Origin of the sequence: Mesorhizobium ciceri WSM4083 (assembly GCF_000519305.1) — a bacterium.
In the GTDB taxonomy this organism is placed as follows: domain Bacteria; phylum Pseudomonadota; class Alphaproteobacteria; order Rhizobiales; family Rhizobiaceae; genus Mesorhizobium; species Mesorhizobium ciceri_B.
Genome location: NZ_JAFG01000003.1, coordinates 556,122 through 575,391, shown reverse-complemented (window position 1 = coordinate 575,391; position 19,270 = coordinate 556,122). Strand labels below are relative to the sequence as shown.

20 protein-coding genes are annotated in these 19,270 nt (G+C 63.6%); 10 read left to right on the top strand and 10 right to left on the bottom strand.

Translation table 11 applies throughout. The features are described 5' to 3' along the window. Positions 1–99 precede the first annotated feature (99 nt). Genes MESCI2_RS01000000134145 through MESCI2_RS0102820 form a run of 3 tightly spaced genes read left to right on the top strand, consistent with a single transcriptional unit; the run spans position 100 to position 2,808 of the window. Positions 100–1,311 carry a DUF262 domain-containing protein gene (locus MESCI2_RS01000000134145; RefSeq protein ID WP_050596439.1) on the top strand — a complete coding sequence of 404 codons (1,212 nt, stop codon included), beginning with the start codon at positions 100–102 and terminating at the stop codon, positions 1,309–1,311. Beyond that, positions 1,304–2,080: a HEPN domain-containing protein gene (locus MESCI2_RS0102825; protein ID WP_027035225.1), complete on the top strand. Its 777-nt coding sequence runs from the start codon at positions 1,304–1,306 to the stop codon at positions 2,078–2,080. The genes MESCI2_RS01000000134145 and MESCI2_RS0102825 overlap by 8 nt, the downstream gene beginning before the upstream one ends. Before the next feature lie 2 nt (positions 2,081–2,082). Continuing rightward, on the top strand, positions 2,083–2,808 hold the full coding sequence (locus tag MESCI2_RS0102820) for a hypothetical protein (protein WP_027035224.1): 726 nt from the start codon (positions 2,083–2,085) through the stop codon (positions 2,806–2,808). 195 nt (positions 2,809–3,003) lie between these two features. Here MESCI2_RS0102820 and MESCI2_RS0102815 read toward each other — a convergent pair whose 3' ends face one another. The 5 genes from MESCI2_RS0102815 to MESCI2_RS0102795 all read right to left on the bottom strand — a co-directional run bounded on the left by MESCI2_RS0102815 (position 3,004) and on the right by MESCI2_RS0102795 (position 8,052). Beyond that, positions 3,004–3,249 carry a MoaD/ThiS family protein gene (locus MESCI2_RS0102815; RefSeq protein WP_027035223.1) on the bottom strand — a complete coding sequence of 82 codons (246 nt, stop codon included), beginning with the start codon at positions 3,247–3,249 and terminating at the stop codon, positions 3,004–3,006. Continuing rightward, positions 3,237–5,507 (bottom strand): xanthine dehydrogenase family protein molybdopterin-binding subunit, encoded by a 2,271-nt coding sequence (locus MESCI2_RS0102810; RefSeq protein ID WP_027035222.1) that lies wholly within the window; start codon positions 5,505–5,507, stop codon positions 3,237–3,239. Before MESCI2_RS0102810 ends, MESCI2_RS0102815 begins: the two co-directional genes overlap by 13 nt. A 1-nt stretch (position 5,508) precedes the next feature. Continuing rightward, entirely contained in the window at positions 5,509–5,985 is a 477-nt protein-coding gene (locus MESCI2_RS0102805; protein ID WP_013530647.1) for a (2Fe-2S)-binding protein, read from the bottom strand. Beyond that, positions 5,985–6,845, bottom strand: coding sequence for an FAD binding domain-containing protein (locus tag MESCI2_RS0102800; RefSeq protein WP_027035221.1), 861 nt, complete (start codon positions 6,843–6,845; stop codon positions 5,985–5,987). Before MESCI2_RS0102800 ends, MESCI2_RS0102805 begins: the two co-directional genes overlap by 1 nt. Before the next feature lie 229 nt (positions 6,846–7,074). Further along, on the bottom strand, positions 7,075–8,052 hold the full coding sequence (locus MESCI2_RS0102795; RefSeq protein WP_027035220.1) for a GlxA family transcriptional regulator: 978 nt from the start codon (positions 8,050–8,052) through the stop codon (positions 7,075–7,077). A gap of 393 nt (positions 8,053–8,445) precedes the next feature. Here MESCI2_RS0102795 and MESCI2_RS0102785 point away from each other — a divergent pair, with 393 nt between their 5' ends. Beyond that, a complete protein-coding gene (locus tag MESCI2_RS0102785; RefSeq protein WP_027035219.1) occupies positions 8,446–9,672 on the top strand; it encodes a flavin-dependent oxidoreductase in 1,227 nt (408 codons plus the stop codon). A 23-nt stretch (positions 9,673–9,695) separates the two neighbouring features. On the opposite strand, the gene MESCI2_RS0102780 is transcribed toward MESCI2_RS0102785, so the two are convergent. Next, the gene (locus tag MESCI2_RS0102780; RefSeq protein WP_027035218.1) at positions 9,696–10,589 is read right to left on the bottom strand and encodes a LysR family transcriptional regulator; all 894 of its coding nucleotides are present in this window, start codon (positions 10,587–10,589) and stop codon (positions 9,696–9,698) included. A 102-nt stretch (positions 10,590–10,691) separates the two neighbouring features. On the opposite strand from MESCI2_RS0102780, the gene MESCI2_RS0102775 reads away from it, so the two are divergent. Next, on the top strand, positions 10,692–11,447 hold the full coding sequence (locus tag MESCI2_RS0102775) for an SDR family oxidoreductase (protein WP_027035217.1): 756 nt from the start codon (positions 10,692–10,694) through the stop codon (positions 11,445–11,447). 54 nt (positions 11,448–11,501) lie between these two features. After that, complete coding sequence (locus tag MESCI2_RS0102770; protein WP_027035216.1) at positions 11,502–11,714, top strand: tautomerase family protein; 213 nt, start codon at positions 11,502–11,504, stop codon at positions 11,712–11,714. 307 nt (positions 11,715–12,021) lie between these two features. Here the strand turns inward: MESCI2_RS0102770 and MESCI2_RS0102765 are convergent, their stop codons facing one another. Next, positions 12,022–12,933: a transcriptional regulator GcvA gene (locus tag MESCI2_RS0102765; protein WP_027035215.1), complete on the bottom strand. Its 912-nt coding sequence runs from the start codon at positions 12,931–12,933 to the stop codon at positions 12,022–12,024. 194 nt (positions 12,934–13,127) lie between these two features. On the opposite strand from MESCI2_RS0102765, the gene MESCI2_RS0102760 reads away from it, so the two are divergent. The 3 genes from MESCI2_RS0102760 to MESCI2_RS0102750 all read left to right on the top strand — a co-directional run bounded on the left by MESCI2_RS0102760 (position 13,128) and on the right by MESCI2_RS0102750 (position 15,907). After that, positions 13,128–13,310: a hypothetical protein gene (locus MESCI2_RS0102760; RefSeq protein WP_027035214.1), complete on the top strand. Its 183-nt coding sequence runs from the start codon at positions 13,128–13,130 to the stop codon at positions 13,308–13,310. After that, on the top strand, positions 13,307–14,197 hold the full coding sequence (locus tag MESCI2_RS0102755; RefSeq protein ID WP_027035213.1) for an NmrA family NAD(P)-binding protein: 891 nt from the start codon (positions 13,307–13,309) through the stop codon (positions 14,195–14,197). Before MESCI2_RS0102760 ends, MESCI2_RS0102755 begins: the two co-directional genes overlap by 4 nt. A gap of 153 nt (positions 14,198–14,350) precedes the next feature. After that, entirely contained in the window at positions 14,351–15,907 is a 1,557-nt protein-coding gene (locus MESCI2_RS0102750; RefSeq protein WP_027035212.1) for a serine hydrolase, read from the top strand. 28 nt (positions 15,908–15,935) lie between these two features. Here the strand turns inward: MESCI2_RS0102750 and MESCI2_RS0102745 are convergent, their stop codons facing one another. Beyond that, the gene (locus MESCI2_RS0102745; RefSeq protein WP_027035211.1) at positions 15,936–16,871 is read right to left on the bottom strand and encodes a hypothetical protein; all 936 of its coding nucleotides are present in this window, start codon (positions 16,869–16,871) and stop codon (positions 15,936–15,938) included. 161 nt (positions 16,872–17,032) lie between these two features. On the opposite strand from MESCI2_RS0102745, the gene MESCI2_RS0102740 reads away from it, so the two are divergent. Beyond that, on the top strand, positions 17,033–18,145 hold the full coding sequence (locus tag MESCI2_RS0102740; protein ID WP_027035210.1) for a KamA family radical SAM protein: 1,113 nt from the start codon (positions 17,033–17,035) through the stop codon (positions 18,143–18,145). Positions 18,146–18,154: 9 nt separating this feature from the next. On the opposite strand, the gene MESCI2_RS0102735 is transcribed toward MESCI2_RS0102740, so the two are convergent. Next, positions 18,155–18,799 carry a 4'-phosphopantetheinyl transferase family protein gene (locus tag MESCI2_RS0102735; RefSeq protein WP_027035209.1) on the bottom strand — a complete coding sequence of 215 codons (645 nt, stop codon included), beginning with the start codon at positions 18,797–18,799 and terminating at the stop codon, positions 18,155–18,157. Further along, a complete protein-coding gene (locus MESCI2_RS0102730) occupies positions 18,796–19,263 on the bottom strand; it encodes a GNAT family N-acetyltransferase (RefSeq protein ID WP_430981650.1) in 468 nt (155 codons plus the stop codon). The genes MESCI2_RS0102735 and MESCI2_RS0102730 overlap by 4 nt, the downstream gene beginning before the upstream one ends. Positions 19,264–19,270: the final 7 nt, after the last annotated feature.

Below are 19,270 nucleotides of genomic sequence, written 5' to 3'. Positions count from 1 at the left end.
GTCCGTCAAACGCGCGCCAAGCGCGGATTGATCTTGCCCTTCGTCCGAACGCTCGTTATTCATCAGAGCCTTGATATTGCTGGTTTTCGGGAGTTTGTTATGGCCGAGTATGACGGAATAACTGAAGAGCCCGAACCGCTTGCCGTCGGCAAAAGCGTTGTTCCAGCGGGAACCTCCGATAAGCAGATTGAGAAGCACTTCGAGACCGGACGGCTTCGGGTCGTTCAGGAGAAGAACGACATCTTCCTCTCTCACGTGATGACATTCATCAGTGGGACGGGCAATCTATGGAGCAATCTGCAGCCCGAATACCAACGCCGCCTGCGGTGGGACAACAAGAAGAAATCTCGCCTTATCGAGAGCTTCATTATGAACGTCCCGGTCCCACCGGTTTTTCTCTATGAGAAAGAGCTAGGACGATTCGAAGTGATGGACGGCCAGCAGCGCCTCAATGCAATTGCTGATTTTTTGAACGGCGGCTACGCGCTCGAAGGTCTCAACATTTGGCCGGCGTTGAATGGTCGCAACTACGGCGCCTTGCCGCCGTTGGTTCGCCGAGGGCTGGATCGAGCGAAGATTTCAGCCATCACGCTCATGTCCGACAATGTCTCGGCTACCGAGGACAGCTTGGACCTTCGAGCTCAAGTGTTCGAGCGGCTGAATACCGGTGGCGAGAGACTTAACCAGCAGGAACTCCGCAATTCGCTTTACTCCGGCGACTTCAATGCCCTCCTTATCGAGCTGTCCCGGACCCGGGTATTCACTGATGCTTGGGAAATCCCGAACCACGAGGATAACACCCGGGCCGACGGTACCCCAAGCGCCGCTCTCGCCGCGAATACCCTCTTCAAGCGTATGACCGACGTGGAAATCGTGCTGCGCTTCTTTGCTTTCAGGGAGGCAGACAAATTGTCCGGCTCGGTGCGGTCGATGCTGGACGGCACGATGAAGCGCCTTCGCCGCCCGGATGAGGTCACGCTTCAGGCTTTAAGGCAGGACTTCATGGACGCGATTGGCCTATGCACGGAGGTCTTTGGGCCTCACACCTTCCGGCTTCCCCCGGCTGACAACAAGCCAGGCAAGATTTCGCGCCCGCTTTATGACGCCGAGATGGTGGCAACATTTGACCTTCGCGCTCGTCGGAATGATTTGCTCATCAATCGCCAAATCATCAGGGATCGGATACTTGATATGACGGCACCGGATGCCGACACCTACGACCTGATGGTAGGTCGTGGCAACACGGCGGCCGCCATCGCTGGGCGTATCGCCGCGGTTCAAGAATTGCTCCAAGAGATCATCAATGCCTAAGCTGGGCGCCGCAAAATCACTTGCGGATTCCTACCTTGATGAAATTTCTGCCACGATTGAAATCCGCCAGTCGTATACGAATATAGTTGTTGGGATGGCCGGTCGCCTTATGGGAGCGCTCGGGCAAGATGGTGCCGCCAAGGCGACAGTGCAACAGGCACTGAAGCACAAGGCGGTTGATCCGAGCGCCCTTTACAAGCCGCTCATGGTCCAAGTGAACGGTGTGTTTGAGAACTATATCCGCTCCTTGACCAAAGCGATTGTGGAAGAGCGGTTCGAGACGGTCGAACTCTATACCAATCTGGAACAGGGCTTTCGCAATGACCACATCACCCACGCAGCACGCGTCTTGATCCATCTCAAAGCTGGGGCGGTAATGGGCGTCGCCTACAATTTCGATGATCTCATCACAAATCTGGGAAAAGGTCTGTCAGGACAAAAGGGATACAAGCTCAACCCCGAGATTTATACGAAGCTCATGGGCAATTGCACAGCGGAGCGGCTGGAGAAGCTGTTCTCCGCCCTCATGCTACCCGAGCCGTTCTCAGAAAAACTAGGGCAGAATGCTCAGCTCAAGTCCTATTTCGCTGACAAGGCCAAAGGGCGTGTTGCGGACAGGGCGCGCGAACAGTTGGACGAGCAGCTTAATCTGCGAAATGACATCGTGCATGGCGATCTCACGCGCACGGTCGACCTGACGGAGCTGCAAGATACGCTGGGCTTCATCCGCGCCCTGATTTCCGGCTTGGACCAACTCGTGCGGACTTAACCATGCAGCGCGCATTCGATCTGACATCAGCTGCCCTCTTCCTTGCCGCGAACCCGAAGGGCGAGCCGTTTATCAAGGCCGTCCGAAAATTCCAATCAGCTATTTCGGTCAGCACCGACCTTGCCGAGGTGAAGAAGTCGGTCGAAGAGCTTCAGACTATGCGCGAGGATCTCGGTGACAAGTCGCATATCGCCCGTGCGCTCCTAACCCATGCAGTCGTTGTATATTGCCGCGCGAGCCATACCAAGGCCATCGAACGATATGACGTTGGGGTTATAGGCGCATACTCACCCGAACAGCGAGAGGCCCATAAGCTCATCGTCAATCTGCGGGACAAGGTGCTTGCCCACTTCGGCCCAGGTGAGGGATGGCATGAGGAACGGGTACTCTATCTGGAACAAGATGACGGAGACGCTATTACGGCAATACACCACCGCGTCAACAGCGACAGCATGGTTTTCGATATCCTTGAGAACCTACTTGAGACGGCCATTCCCTACGTCAAGGCAAAGGAAGTTGACCGCGCCAACGAGATTGACGCCGAGCTGACCAAGGCTCCCGAGCTGTTCGAGGCAATAGACCTGAGGCCATTCAACGTTGACGAATTCTACAAGGGCGTGCCGGGTGGCATCGAGAATTTTTGGGGGACGACGGGCTTCACGGCCGAACGGACGGTCAAGAAAACCACCAGAAACCAAAGCCCTATGCAACGACCTTCGAAGATGTGAGGTTACGTGAGGTCTATACTTTCATGTCCGCTTCTGGCGCAAACGTGCCGCCTCGCTTAATCGCTCGACCGTCCGCCTCTAGAATGTACCTTAGTCCGACCAACGGCCAATATACAGCGCAAGGCAGACCTCCGCCCGATCGGATCAACAGCGCCTTAATAGAATTACGGTGACAGTGCCCCGCCAGCCGTCCGCCTACCCCCCCGCCAGCCGCGGCAGCAGAAAAATCTCCGCCCCCTCCGGCAGCTTCTTCGACCAGGTATCCCGATAGATCGTCCCGTCGATGGCCACCGCGATGCCTTTGTCGATCCAGGGCTCGAGGCCGGGATACTGTTCAGCCAGCTTCCTGAACAGCTCCCTTATGTCCTTGGCCTCGATCTCGACCTTGCTGTTGCCTCCGGCGGTCGCGGCGAGCGAGCCCCAGAGCGTTACTTCGACCATTCCCGTTCCGCCTCGATCGCCGCCAGGATGCGCGGCGGCGACATCGGGATGTGCGTCATGCGCACGCCCGCTGCGTTCGACACCGCATTGGCGATCGCCGCCAGCGGCGGCACGATCGACGTCTCGCCGACACCGCGCACCCCGTAGGGATGATTGGGGTTGGGAATCTCCAGGATCTGCGTGTCGATCATCGGCAGGTCCGAGCAGACCGGGATGCGGTAGTCGAGGAAGCCGGCGTTCTGCAGCCGGCCGTCCTTGCCGTAGATATACTCCTCGTTGAGCGCCCAGCCGATGCCTTGCGCGGCACCACCCTGGTACTGTCCCTCGACATAGGTCGGGTGCACCGCCTTGCCGGCATCCTGCACCACCGTGTAGCGGATGACCCTGGTGGCGCCGGTCTCGGGATCGACCTCGATATCGCAGATATGGGTGGCGAAGGAGACGCCGGCGCCATCGGCGACGAGCTCGCTGTGGCCGGCGATCGGTCCGCCGGTCTTGCCCGACTCGACCGCGATCTCCTTCAGCGACAGCTTGCCGAGATTGCCATGCTTCTCGCCCTTGGCGATCGCGTGGCCCTTTTCCCAGACCACGTCGTCGACGGCGATGTCCCACATCTGCGCGGCGCGCTCGCGCAGGATCAGAATCGCGTTGCGGGCGGCCGAGATCGTGGCCATGGACGAGGAGAAGGTGCCGCGGCTGCCGTCCGTCATGTCGTTGTAGCCGAGGCTGGACGTGTCGGCGACGATCGCCTTGACCTGGGCATAGTCGATGCCGAGTTCCTCCGCCGCCACCAGCGACAGCGAGGCGCGCGAGCCACCGACATCGACCGTGCCGACGGCCAGCGAGACCGAGCCGTCCATGCCGATGTTGAGGTCGGTGCAGGTCTGGCCGCCGAAATTGAACCAGAAACCGCAAGCCATGCCACGCCCCTGGTTCTTGCCCAGCGGCGCCTTCATGTGCGGATGGCTCTTCACGGCCTCCAGCGTCGGGCCGATGCCGATCGGTCCGTAGACCGGGCCGTAGGAGGACCGTGTGCCTTCCTGCGCGGCGTTCCTGATGCGGAAGTCGACCGGGTCCATGCCGATCTTCTTGGCCAGCTCGTCGACCGCACTTTCCACCGCGAACGCCGCCATCGGCGCCGAGGGCGCGCGATAGGCCGCGGTCTTCGGCCGGTTGACCAGCACTTCGTAGCCGACCGTCTTGACGTTATCGAGCTTGTAGCAGGCGAACGCGGTCATGGCGCCGATCTCGGCCCAGGAGCCGGCATACGGGCCGCAGCTGTAGCGCAGCGTCGCTTCGGCGGCGGTGATCGTGCCGTCCTTGCGGGCGCCGATCTTGACGTCGATCGAGGTGGCGCTGGTCGGGCCCGAGGCACGGAACACTTCGTCGCGGGTCATCACCAGCTTGACCGGCCGTCCAGCCTTGCGCGACAGCGCCAGCGCCACCGGCTCGGCCCAGACATGGGTCTTGCCGCCGAAACCGCCGCCGATCTCCGAGGAGGTGACGCGCAGTTTCGAGGCTTCCATGCCAAGCAGCTGAGCGCAGTGCTGGCGGTAAACGAAATGGCCCTGCGTGCACACCCACAGGTCGGCGGTGCCGTCGGAGCTGAAATTCGCCACGCAGGCATGCGGCTCGATATAGCCCTGATGCGTCTGCTCGGTCTTGAAGGAACGCTCGACGATGAAGTCGGCCTGCCCAAAGCCCTGATGGACATCGCCATGGCCAAACTGGCTGCGCTTGGTGACGTTGGAGGGTTTTACCGGCTTTTCCTCAAGGCCCTCGGTGAAGATGGCATCATTGATCAAGGGCGCCGTGTGCTTCGCCGCCTCGTCGACATCGGTGACATGCGGCAAAAGCTCGTATTCAATCTCGATGAGCTTCAGCGCCTGCCTGGCGGTGCGGGCATCGATCGCGGCGACCGCGGCCACCGCGTGGCCGTCATAGAGCGCTTTCGTGCGCGCCATGCAATTGTCGAGGACGTCGTACATGGCGGCATCGCCATCGGTGAGATCGGGCAGGTCGGCGGCGGTGATCACCGCCTTGACGCCGGCGAGCTTCTCCGCCTTGGACGTGTCGATCTTGACGATCCTGGCATGAGCGTGCGGGCTTCTCAGAACACGCCCGACCAGCTGGCCGGCCATGTTGAAGTCGGCGCCGTAGCGCGCGCGGCCCGTCACCTTGTCGATGCCGTCTGGACGGATCGGACGCGTGCCGACGGAGGCGAATTTACGTCCGGAAAAACGTGGATCGAAATTCATCTCAGGCTCCCTTCATCACGATGGCCGCGTCCTGGACGGCGCGCACGATCTTGTCGTAGCCGGTGCAGCGGCAGAGGTTCCCGGCAAGGCCGAAGCGGATTTCCTCCTCGGTCGGGTCGGGGTTCTTGGCCAGGAGGTCCTTGGCCGCGATCAGGAAGCCAGGCGTGCAGATGCCGCATTGCAGCGCCGCATGCTCGAGGAACTTCTGCTGCAGCGGGTGCAGCGTATCGCCATGGGCCATGCCCTCGATGGTCTCGACGCGCCGGCCTTCAGCCTCGGCGCCGAGCACCAGGCACGAGCACACCAGCCGATCGTCGAGGATGATCGAGCAGGCGCCGCAGTCGCCGGTCCCGCAGCCTTCCTTGGCGCCCGTAAGCCCCAGCCGATCGCGCAGGACGTCCAGCAGCGTCTCGTCGGGCTGGCAAAGATACTCGACAGCGTCGCCGTTGATTGTCGTTGAAACTGCTATACCAGCCATCATTTGCCTCCTGCACGTGCATAGGCTGATGTGGCGGCCCGCTGGGCCAGCACACCCGCAACTTTTCGTCTGAATTCGATGGTGCCGCGCTTGTCGTCGATGGGACGGCAAGCCCCCGCGCAGACCTTGGCGAGCCGCTCCAGCGTCGCTTCGTCCAGCCTGGAGCCTATGAGCACCTCCGCCGCCTCTTCGACCAGAAGCACCGTCGCCGCCACGGCGCCCAGCGCCACGCGGGCCGATTTGATCACACCGTGTTCGTCGAGCGTCAGGTTCACGCCAGCGCTGACCACCGCGATGTCCATCTCGGTGCGTGGAATGAAACGCAGATAGGCATCGCCAGAGCGCGGCTCGCGCTTGTCGAGCAGGATCGCCTCGATGATCTCGCCTTTGGCCAGCGACGTCTTGCCCGGCGCGGTCGGCACGCTCTGCACGGGGATCGTGCGCCGGCCCGCCGGCCCGACGACCACTGCCTTGGCGCCGGCGGCAACCAGCGCCGGCACGCTGTCGGCGGCCGGCGAGGCGTTGCAGAGATTGCCAACGATGGTGCAGCGTCCCTGCACCTGCTTCGAGCCGATCAGCTTGGCAGCCTCGACGACACCAGGCCATGCCTTCCTGAGGGCGGTGTTCTCCCCCAGGACGGCGCAGGGAACCGCGGCGCCGATGCTGAAGCCTTCAGCCGTTTCCCGGATCTCGCTCAAGCCATCGATCGCCTTGATGTCGACGATCAGCTCTGGTTCGGCAAAGCCGCCCTTCATTCTGACCAGGAGGTCGCTGCCTCCCGCAAGGATGGCGGCCGTACCAGCCGACCCGGCCAACTGGCCAACGGCATCTTCTATTGAAAGCGGACGTATGTAGCGCATCGTCTCCCCTTGATCATCGCGATTTCAGCGACCGTTATAAACAGTCTCCTCATAATGGCTATCCGGTTCCGCATCTGCGGCGATTGGGCCAGGCGCCGCAATATCCGGTCCAACAGGCCGAAAGTGGCGCACTGAATGGCGGCAACCGGCTTGGGACGATTTTCGTGACACTTCGGTTGCGGATCAAGTGCGCTCATTCGCTTTGTCCGCTTTTGGACCGGAACGGCGTTTAAGCCGGCAGAGCCGCTGCTTGGCTGCCCCGCTGAAGCTCCCTGTGTTCGGCGGCCGCCCGAAACGCCTGCGGCGGCTGGCCAAGGGTACGCAGGAAGGCGCGCCGCATGCGTCCGGGATCGCCAAAACCGGCGGTTTCGGCGATGCGCTCAAGCGGGAGATGGCTGGTCTCGATCGCCGTGCGGGCCGTCTCAAGGCGCATGCGCTCTACGGCCTTCGCCGGCGTGACGCCGGTCTCGGCCGTGAAGGCGCGGGCGAAGTTGCGGGGACTCATGGCCGCGTGATCGGCCAGGCATTCGACGGTCAGCGGTTCGGCCAGGTTTGCCCGCACCCATTCGATCAGCGCGGCGAAGCGGCCGGTTCGCCCGCCCAGCTCGACGATGGCCGAGAATTGCGACTGGCCACCCGGCCGGCGCTGGTGCACGACGATCTGCTGCGCGGTGCGGCGCGCCACCTCAGCGCCAAGGTCATCTTCGACGAGTGCGAGCGCCAGGTCTATTCCGGCCGAGATGCCGGCCGACGTCCAGATGTCGCCATCCCTGATGAAAATACGCTCGGCGTCGAGGCTGACCTTCGGATAGCGGCGGTGGAAGTCGTCGCTGCTGGCCCAGTGGGTGGTTGCGCGGCGGCCGTCGAGCAATCCCGCCTTTGCCAGCAGGTACGCGCCGGTGCAGACGCTGCTGATGCGCCGCGCCGAGGCGCGCCTCAACCAGGCGACGATCTCGTCCATCGCCTCCATGGAGCGGATGATTTCGCCGCCCGATACGATGACGGTGTCGAAAGGACCGTCGCGCAAAGGCCTGGTGAGGAGCTTCAGACCCGAAGAGCTTTCAACGTCGCCGCCGCCGGGCGCCAGCAGCGTCAGCTCGTAGGTGTGCGGGCGGCAGCGCTCCGCAATCTCGAAGACGGTTGTCGGCCCGGCCGCATCCAGAAGCTGGAAACCGGGGTGAACGACGACGGCAACTTGCCTGCGCATGGCAGTATTCGCCTGATTTATGTCATTTCGGACGAAACCTAACGCCGGTACCCTCGTCGTCAAGCCATCTGGAGACCGGACTCCATGAGCTGGCGACTTGCGTATGGAGCAGTGTCGGTGCCGCCGGCCTTGTCTTGCCGGAGCATGGATTGCTACGCCAACTGGCCCACAGGGCGCTTGCTAGCGCCAGCTGGCGGCAGCCAGCCGGCAAAAGTCCTGGACGAAACGCTGCGCGCCATCGCCGCCCGCCACGGAGCACGCACGGCCGACTTCGTCGCCATGCAACTCGAATATCCCGGGTCGGGCGCATCGCGGTGACGATGCCGTGCTGAAGCGACAGCGGGTGTGTGGCCGTCCTCCGAGCACCGATTTTTCACAGCAAGGGAGTGACTGATGAAAGCTTTGATCGCCGGGGCCGGCATTGGCGGCCTCACCACCGCTCTGTTCCTGCATCAGGCAGGCATCGAGGTTGAACTGTTCGAGCGGGCCGACGACATCCGCGAACTTGGCGTCGGCATCAACATGCTGCCGCACGCGGTCAAGGCGCTGGCTGGGCTTGGCTTGATGCCGGCGCTCGACGCGGAGGGAGTGAGGACACGCGAGCTTGTCTACACCAACCGCTTCGGCCAGGTCATATGGCAGGAATTGCGTGGCATCGATGCCGGCTATGAGGTTCCGCAAATCAGCATCCATCGCGGCAGGCTGCTGGGGCTGATCCACCGGGCCGCGGTGAACAGGCTTGGCGGCGACGCCATCAGCACGGCAAGCCTTGTCGATGCCTTCGAGCAGAGTGAGGGCGAGGTCGTGGCGCATTTCCGCCGGCATGACGGCTCGCGAGGCGAGGCGCATGGTGACCTGCTCATAGGCGCCGACGGGATCCATTCCGCCGTCAGGGCCGTGCTCTATCCCGAAGAAGGGCCGCCGATCTGGAACGGCACGATGCTGTGGCGCGGCGCCACGCCATGGCCGGTCTGGCGCGACGGGCGCACCATGGCGGTTGCCGGCGGCAATTTCGCCAAGTTCGTCTATTATCCGATCGAGCCGGATCGCGAAGAGACCAGGCTGACGAACTGGGCGGTGATGGCCAATACCGGTGACAGCGGCACATCACCGCTGCGTCCCGGCGACTGGAGCCGCCCGGGGGTGATCGACGATGTGCTGCCCTTCGTGCGCGACCGGTTTCAACTGGACTTTGTGGATCCGGCATCCATCATCCAGGCAACGGATGGCTTCTACGAATATCCGAACTGCGACCGCGACCCGCTGCCGCGATGGTCGTTCGGGCGGGTGACGCTGCTCGGCGATGCGGCGCATCCCATGTATCCGGTCGGGTCGAACGGAGCCAGCCAGGCAATACTCGACGCCGGTTGCCTCGCGATGCATCTGGCTGCGGAGCCTACCGTCGAAGCCGCGCTAACGCGCTATGATGGGGAGCGGCGGCCGGCCACATCCGCCATCGTGCTGGCCAACCGGCAAGGCGGCCCGGAAGCGGTCATAGACATGGTCGAGGCCCGGGCGCCGCATGGCTTTGATGACATCGACGCTGTCGCTTCGCGCGAAGAACGCAAGAGCGTGGTACGCGGCTATGCGTCCCTGGCCGGATTTTCAAAACCGAATTGACCGGGAGCGGCGCGTTTTGCGCCCTAGAGATCCGCCTCGGCGAAGATGCGCGAGGCCCAGTCGAGGAAGACGCGAAGGCGTGGCGAGAGCTGACGGTTCTGCGGGTAGAGCGCCGACAGCGGAGTCGGTGATGGCGGATAGTCGGCCAGCACCTCGACGAGCGTCCCATCCGCCAGATCCTTTTCGAAGCGATAGCGCGGCGCCTGGATGAGGCCGAGGCCAAGCCGCGCCAGGTCGGCGGCGGTGTCGGAATTGTTGGCAGCGACACGGCCGGGCAGCCGCACCTCACGGATATTGCCGGCGACGGTGAATTCGAACGGAAGGGTCTCGCCGGTGCGCGACGAAACAAAGCCCACCGCCTGGTGACCGTCGAGCGCATCGGGGGAGACGGGCGTGCCGTGGCGCTCGAGATAGGCAGGGCTGGCGCAGGTGATCTCGCGGATGACAGCCAGCCGCCGCATGATCATACCGCTGTCGGGCGGTTCGCCGACGCGGATCACACAGTCGACGCCTTCACGCACGAGATCGACCAGCCGGTCGCTTTGGCCGATCTGCAGGTCGATCCTGACATAGCGGGCGAGGAACTCCGGCAGGCGCGGCAACAGGAAGGTGCGGGTGAGCAGCGTGCTGGCGTCGATGCGCAACAGGCCGAAAGGCTCGGCATTGCGGAAGGCGGCTTCGGCATCCTCGATTTCGGCCAGGATCGACAGGCAGCGCCGATAGTAGGCTTCGCCATCCTGGGTGGCGTTCACCTGCCGCGTCGTTCGTTCCAGCAGCCGCGCGCCGAGATGCTCTTCCAGCCGCCGGATGGCTTCCGTCGCGGTTGAGCGCGGCAGGCCGAGATCGGCCGCGGCAGCGGTGAAGCTGCGCCGCTCCAGAACGCGAACGAAGAGCCGCATCGTGTCCAGTCGATCCATGGCTTTTGTTCGCAGTTTCCGAATAGTGATGTCAATAGGCGGCTGATTATCCGGAAAGCCGCCCGAGCTATATCCGTGTCACCAACACACGGAAAGACTTCCATGACATCCAATCAAACAACGGGTGGCCAAACCAGAACCGCGATCGTGACCGGCGCCTCCAAAGGCATCGGCGCCGCCATCGCACAGCGGCTCGCCCGCGACGGCGTCGCCGTCGTCGTCAACTATGCACGGGGCCGCGCCGAGGCCGAAGAGCTTGTGCGCAGCATCCATGCCGGCGGCGGCAAGGCGATCGCCGTTCAGGCCGATATCGGCGATCCAAACGGCATCGCATCGCTGTTCGACGCCGGCGAAAAGGCGTTCGGCGGCATCGACATCCTCGTCAACAATGCCGGCATCATGAAGATTTCGCCGATCGCGCAAACCGACGACGCTTCGTTCGACACCCAGATCGCGATCAATCTCGGCGGCGTGTTCCGCGGCATGCGGGAAGGCGCGCGCCGGCTTCGCGACGGCGGCCGCATCGTCAATTTTTCCAGCAGTGTCGTCGGCCTCTACCAGCCGGGCTACGGCGTCTACGCCGCCACCAAGGCGGGTGTCGAGGCGATGACCCACATCCTGGCCAAGGAGCTCGGCGCGCGCCTTATCACTGTCAACGCGGTGGCGCCCGGACCGATCGAGACCGCGCTGTTCACCGACGGCAAGAGCGAGGCGCAGATCGAGGCCATCGGCAAGATGATCCCGCTTGGCCGGCTTGGCCAGCCCGACGACATTGCCGGCCTGGTCTCGTTCCTGGCCGGTCCGGACAGCTTCTGGGTCAACGGGCAAATCATCCGCGCCAATGGCGGCGTCGTCTGAGCCGTCGCCGACCGCTCCACGCCGAACCCGAAATTCCACAGAAAGGAAAAGATCATGCCATTCGCCAATATCAAGTTACCGCAAGCGGCGCTCTCCAGGGCGCAGAAGGAAGACCTCATCCATCGAACGACAGCCATGTTCGTCGAGTTTTTCGGCGAGGGCGTACGCCCCTACACGATGGTGCTGGTCGAGGAGGTCGCCGACGGTGGCTATGGCCGGGCCGACGAAGTGTTCGTCATACCCGAGGCCTACCGCGCCAAGGAGTAGTGCAGGGGCGAGCGACGGCTCTGACAAAACGGGGACGTGAATCCAGATTCTTTAAGATTTGCGCCAGCACCCCCACCCGGACCTTCGGTCCGACCTCCCCACAAGGGGGAGGTAGGGCGCCCAGCTTTTCCACATTCCAAAAAAGGCGCTGTTCGGCAGGCGGGCAGGGCGCCTTCCTCACCCTCCCCCTTGTGGGGGTCCGAAGGACGGGCGAGACCCGTGGCTCGCCCCGGCAAGTCGATGCGAAGCAGCGGGGTGGGTCTGCGCGGCGCTGCAGCGCTTGGGTTTGCAAGCGCAGACCTCCGCCTCAATCGCCCTTGGTCGCACCAATCCAGTCGGCCGCCACTTCGGCAAACAGCCAGTCACGGAACGCCCGGATCTTCTTCTGGCGCAGCGCGCCTTCGGGATAGACGACATAGTAGCTGGCCGCTGATTTCAACGCGAGATCGAAGGGCCTCACCAGCCGCCCCGCGGCGAGGTCGGCCGAGACCAGCGCGCTTCGGCCCAGCAGCACGCCTTCGCCATGCACCGCGGCTTCGACGGCGAAGGTGGCGGAATCGAAGCGCACGCCACGCTTGGGGTCGACATCGCCAACGCCTGCGTGTTGCAGCCATGTCGCCCAGTCGATGCGAAAGGCGTCATGGATCAGTTTGTGATGCCTGAGATCCGTGGGCAGGCGCAACGGATGTTCGCCTTGCAGCAGTTCCGGGCTGCAGACGGGGAAGACCTCTTCATCGGCTAGAAATTCCGCGGTCACCCCGGCATAGCCGCCCTTGCCGTAGCGGATGGCGATGTCGATGCCGTCGCTGACGAAATCGGAAAGCACGCCCGAGGTCGACAGCCGCACGTCGATGTCGGTGTTGGCGCGGTGGAAGCGATGCAGCCTCGGCACCAGCCAGCGGCCGGCAAAACCGTCCGATGTGCTGACATTCAGGATGCCTGCCGTGCGGTCGGGCGTGGCGGCGATGGTGGCGGCGGCGATCTGGTCCAGCGCCGTCCGGACTTCCGATGCGTAGGCCGCGCCCACCGGGGTCAAGCGCACGGACCGCGTTCCCCGATCGAAAAGCTGGATGCCCAGCCTGTCCTCGATGTTGCGGATGGCGCGGCTGACCGCGCCATGGGTGACGTTGAGTTCAGCCGCCGCCTTGGAGAAACTCAGATGCCTGGCGGCGGCCTCGAAGGCGGGCAAGGCAGTGAGGGGCGGCAATCTGCGCGGCATGGTCCACCTGTGAGTGTTGCTCACAAATCCTGCACAAAGAGTCGTTTGTCGTCCAGCCCGGAAATGTCCAATCTATGGGTGTTCCGGCGCATCACCACGGCGCTGAACGACCAGCAATAGTGTGAGCGATCGTCATGCTTGTCCCCAGCGGACGGCGCCGACACGCTTGAGCCCAGCAACACAGGAGACGGACTATGAACCCGACCTTCCAATCCATCACCGCTGTGATGAGCGGTCTTGCAATGATAACCTCGGAAGCCGTCGGGCGCCGGCGTGCGTTGCGCCGGGTTGCGCGCTTCACTAACCATCGTTTGCACGACATCGGGTTCGAGCGCGATTGGGACGGTTCCATCCGGCGCAATGGGAGGGCGATATGACCAGCACCCTGATCATCGGGGCGACGGGGCTGATCGGCAGCGAGATGGCGAAGGCCAGCGTCCGCAATGGCGATCGCCTGCACGTTCTGGTTCGTCCGGCAACAGCCGGCAATGAAGAACGGCTGCGTTCGCTGAAGGAGCTCGGCGCCAAAATCCATGTCGGCGATCTTGACGACTATGACAGCCTTGTCCGCGCCGCCGGTGCAGTGGACCGCGTCATCAGTTCGGTGCATGTGGATTCAGCCAGCGAGATGACGCTGGTGCGGGCGCTGAGCGATGCCGGCGTTTCCCGCTATGTGCCTTCCGCCGGCTTCGGCCTCGACTTCGCCGCCGCCGCCCCGGGCTCGATCCCGCCGCTCGACCTCAAGCGAGCCGTGTTCGACGCGATCAGGCAAGCCGATCTGCCCTATACGGTGATCTACACCAACGGCTTCTTCTCGACCTGGGTGGCGACGCTGGGCGATCTGATGCGCTTTGGCTCGTCGCCCTTGCCGCCCGATGAGGTGACGCTTTATGGCGGTGGCGATGTGCCGGCGACGTTCGTCAGCGAGAAGGACATCGCCGCCGTCACCTTGCGCGCGTTGAACGACCCTAGTGCCGTCCGCAGCGAGATCCGCATCGCCCGAAACAAGATCACCCAGAACGAAATGATCGCTCTGTGGCGCCGGGTGAGCGGCCGCTCGCCGCATATCGTGCCCCAGAGTGCGGCGGAGCTTGAGGCGATGATCGCGTCAGCACCCTGGCTCGGACTGCTGCGGGCGTTCTGGATACGCGGCGAGACGGCGCTCGAGACGGCCACGCCGGAAGCCGGCGCGCTCTATCCGGAGCTGACGTTCGAGACCATCGAGAGCGCCTTTTTGGCGATGGCGGGCGCCGCTGGGCGTTAGGAGCAGAAACGCGGCGCTGAAGCTGACGTCGCCGGCGCGGCCGAGAAGGAGACCGAACAGTCCGGCCCGCGGCGCGAGTGGCCCGAGAAGGGCTGGCCTCACCGGTGCGGGCCTGTATCATGGTCATGTGAATTCCTGGAAGGAGGCTTGTGCATGCGGCTGAACCGGAATCTCTGTCATTGCAGGGTTTGGATCTTCATCGCCGCAATGGTGCTTTGGCCGCACGCGACGCCGGCCGATACCCTCACGCCCGAGCGCATCACTGCTGCCCTGTCGAAGCTCGAAACGCTTGCCGAAGCCGCCGTAGCGGACGGTGCCGTACCCGGTCTCGCCATCGGCGTCGTGCGCGATGACGAGGTGATCTTCCTCAAGGGTTTTGGGCATCGCGAGGCCGGCAAGCCTGAGACCGTCGACGCCGACACGGTGTTCCAGATCGCCTCCCTTTCCAAGCCGGTTTCCGCCACCGTCGTAGCGGCGTTGGTTAGCGACAGGATCGTGTCCTGGGATTCGAAGATCGCCGATCTCGATCCGGCCTTCCGGTTGGCCGATCCTTATCCGGCGAGCCAACTTACCGTTCGTGACCTGTTTTCGCATCGCAGCGGGCTTCCGGGCACCGCCGGAGACGACCTCGAAGGTATTGGCTACGACCGCGTCGAGATACTGCATCGCCTGCGGTTCGTGCCACCATCGTCGAGCTTTCGCGCCGGGTATTCCTACAGCAATTTCGGATTGACAGAGGGTGCCGTGGCAGCCGCGAGGCCGACAGGAAAGCCCTGGGAGGAGGTCGCCGAGGAGAAGCTCTACCGTCCGCTTGGCATGGCCTCGACCAGTTCCCGTCATTCGGACTTCGTCAAGCAAAGCAACCGCGCCGCGCTTCACGTCAAGGTCGATGGCGCCTGGGCCGCGAAGATAGAGCGCGATCCGGATGCGCAGGCGCCCGCCGGCGGCGTCAGCTCCACGGCACGTGACCTCTCGCAATGGCTGCGCCTCATCCTCGGCAACGGTGTTTATGCCGGCAAGACACTGATTGCCGCCGATGCGCTAAGCCAGACGCATGTTCCGCTGATAGCGCGCGGCAACAACCCCGTCTCCGGCGGCGCATCGTTCTATGGCCTCGGCTGGAACGTCGAATTCGGCCGACACGGCCTGAGCTGGGGCCACGCCGGCGCCTTCAGCGTCGGCGCGCGTACGCTGGTGACGGTCTTCCCAAAGGAGAAGCTGGGCATCGTCATCGTCGCCAACGCCTTTCCGACTGGCCTGCCGGAGGGATTGTCCGACAGCTTTGCCGATCTCATCTTCGACGGTAAGGTCGAGAAGGACTGGGTCAAGGCGTGGGATGATATCTATGCGGGCCTGTTCGGTCCGGCGGTCGCGGCGGCCAAGGCCGCCTATGCCGCGCCGCCGTCTCCGCCACGGCCAGCCGCGCCGGGCAGTGTCTATGCCGGCCGGTACGCCAACGACTTCATCGGCGACGCGATTGTGTCGGAAGCGGGAGACCACCTTGTGCTCAGGGTAGGCCCGGCCGCCGGCCGGTCCTACTCATTGAGGCATTTCGACGGTGACCTTTTCCTGACCTTCCCCGACGCGGAGACGCCGGATAGCCCCTCGGGTGTAAGTTTTGTGGTCGGCGCTGACGGCAAGGCGTCGGCCATGACCGTAGGTTTTCTCGACGACAATCATCTCGGCACGCTGCAACGTGTGGGGGACTGACTTCCAAATCGAACGGTGCCGCCGGGAGTCAGGATGCCGGGCCGTACCGGAGCAGTTTGAAGCAATCGCCGTTGCCCGATTTCGTCTGCGCCAGCAAGGGCTTCGACCTGTCGATCCATTCCTGATGTGATCTCGCATCGGCTTCGATCGCCTCGACCGGTGCAAGACTGACGAAGCTGCGTCCGTGGCTGAGGAGCCAGCACGCACGGCCGAGAAATCGCCTGCTGCGCTGGCGCAAGAGGTCGGCATCGTAGAAGATGTCGAGCACTTCGTGCTTGATCTTGCGCTCGGTTTCAGGATTGGCGATCGCAACCTCGATTGGCTCGCCGCCGATCGCATCCTGCAGGTCCTTGTAGTCGAGGGTGAGTTGGGTGACGGCATATTTGATCTCGCTCTCGTCGCGCACGATGTCGAACCATAGCGTCGGATCGAGCTCATTGACGACGAACGACGACTCGAAATCGCGCGACAGGTTGAGGATGTCGAAGTCCCGGATGTCGACGTCGCGCTCAACCAGCAGGATCTCGCTGATCTGCTTGCCAAGCTCCGCTCCCTGGGCACCGATGGCGGCGTTGGTTCCACCAAGTTCGGGACTAATATAGGCCCCGCCGTCATCCAGCAGCGCATCAAATTCGCCAAGTGACTCGACGAGGGGAGCGCCGCGAGCGATGCGCGCCGCCAGCTTGGCCAGAACCTGCTGGAGATCCGTTTCGCGTCTGCGCTGGTCTTGGTAATTCTGCTGGAAAAAGAAGATGAACAGCGAGACGCCGATGCCGATCAGGATCACGCCCAGCTGCGAGAAGATGTTGCGGTAGTATTCCAGCAGCTTTTCGCGATGGCGCACGTCGTCGCGCACACTGTGGGCGACGCGCAGATTGACAATCAGCGACAGGATGAGCAGCCCAGTACCGACGAGAATGAGGCCGCCGATGAGCAGGTAACCATGGCCTGTGCTGAAATCCATTCGTTTTCCCTGAAGCCCAGACTGCGCAGAATAGTGCCATTTTGGCTAAATACCTACGGATTTGCAGGCGGTGGATTTGATGGCGGCGACCACCCCGGAAGGTTGACCCGCCTGGCCATCCGGCCGATAGCTCCGCCAGAAACTGCCCCCCGAGAACCCTGATGACTTCAGACACCAACCTCCACAATGCACGCGCCGCCGATCCCGACACCGCCTGGCAGGCGGACGTCCGCGCCGGTGTGCGCCACGTGCGCGACCTCGACCGCCTCCCACTGTCGCCAGCCGAGCGCGCGGCGGCTAAAAGCGCGGCGGCGAACCACAAGGTGCGCGCGCCCAAAGCCTATCTCGACCTGATCGACTGGAACGACCCGGCCGATCCGATCCGGGCGCAGGTCATCCCCTCTCCGCAAGAACTGGAGGAGGTGGAAGGCGAACTCGACGATCCGATCGCCGACCATGACTTCAGCCCGGTGCCGCGATTGACGCATCGCCATGCCGACCGTGTGCTGTTGTTCCCGACCTATCAATGCGCGGTCTATTGCCGGTTCTGCTTCCGCAAGGAATCGCTGACGTCGATCGGCCGTGGTTATACGGGCGAGGCGCTGGAGCCGGCGCTCGCCTATATCGCCGATCATCCCGAGATCCGCGAGGTGATCCTGACCGGCGGCGATCCGCTCTCGCTGCCCGACAAGGCACTGGCCGAAATCTTCGCGCGCATCGAAGCGATCTCCCATGTACGGCTGCTGCGCATCCATACGCGCGTGCCGGTGGTGCTGCCGTCGCGCATTACATCAGGGCTCGTCGCGGCGCTGCAGGGCCGGCTGATGGTTACTGTCGTCACCCATTTCAATCACCCGCGGGAAATCACTCAGGCCACGGAAGCGGCCTGTCGCACGCTTCGGCAGGCCGGGTTCGTGCTGCTCAACCAGAGCGTTCTGCTCAAAGGCGTCAACGACAGCATCGAGGTGCTGGAAGAACTCTGCCGCGAGCTGATGTACCGCCTCGGCGTCAAACCCTACTACCTGCACCATGGCGACCTCGCGCGCGGCATGGCGCACCGGCGCACGACGATTGCGCAGGGACAGGCGCTGACTGAAGCGCTGCGGGCGCGGCTGTCGGGCATCTGCAACCCCGTCTATGTGCTCGACCTGCCGGAAGGCGGCGGCAAGGTGCCGATCGGGCCTTGCCATGTCGAGGAACGGGACGGCGAGAACTGGCGGCTGCGCGGGCTGGATGGCGAGGTGAGGGCGTATACGGAGATCGTTGGCGAATAGGGCTGCGCGCTAACCCGCATCTCCATCGACAAACGCCAGCACCACCACGCGCGGGGCAAGGCAGTAGGCGAGGCTGAGCTTGCGGCCTGTCTTCGTCGTCGCGCGGCCTGTGTTCAGGTCGACGGTGATGTCCTCATAGCCCAGCACCTCGCGATCGAGCGGATACACGGCCTTGTAGACGGCTTCCTTGGCGGCAAAGAGGATGCGGCCGGCAAGATGCCGGTCGGCTGCGTCCGTGCGGTCCGCAAATGTTGTCACGAGCGCCAAAATGTCATCCGGGAGAGGCTGCGCGGGCTCGACGTCGATGCCGAGCGAGGCGATATCGCCAATCGGGGCAACCGCCGCCACGGCCATGTCGTCGTCGTGGGCGAGCGAACCGGTTATCCCGTCGGGCCAGACCGGCGCGCCCGTTGGCGTGCGCAGGATGGCGAAATCGTTGACGCCGATATCCGCCAGCAGTCCGTGCGCGATCCACCGGGCCGCGCCGCTGGCGCGCCGCATGGCCGGTTGACGCGCGGCGATGGAGTTCGCTTCCCCGGGCAGCAGATGGGCGTCGTCGCCATCGCGTATAAGCCGGCATCCGACCCGGACACACTTGGGTGCGATGGCGGCCATCGCTTCAGCCAAGGCGATTTCCTCGGGCAGCCGCGTCACGGCTCGTGCGTCCGTGCCGGCAAAGCGAGATCGGCGATCATTTCTCCGTCCTCGTCGAGCCCTTCTTCGACGAAACCGGCGCTGCGATAGAGGTTGCGCGCCGCATCGTTCTCCGGTTCGTAGCAGATCGAGACGTGGCTGATGTGGCCGAGCCCCCGGATTTCGCCCAGCACCTCACGCAGCGCGGCCTTGCCGTAACCTTTGCCTTGAGAGGCGCGGTCGATCATGAAGCGGTAGATGCGCGCCTCGTCATCATCCTCGGGCGCCTCGTACATGAGGAAACCGACGACACGGGTCCCGGCCATGACGACGCGCGGCCGCGCGTCTTCGTCGGTTTCGGCTTCTTCCAGCGACTCCGCATTGCTGGCGACGAAATCCATCTGCTCGGGAGCCAATTCCAGGGCCGCGACCAAGGCGCGGTTGGCCCTGGTCACGGCAACGAGACGGATGTCTCCGGAGTTCAAGCCGATG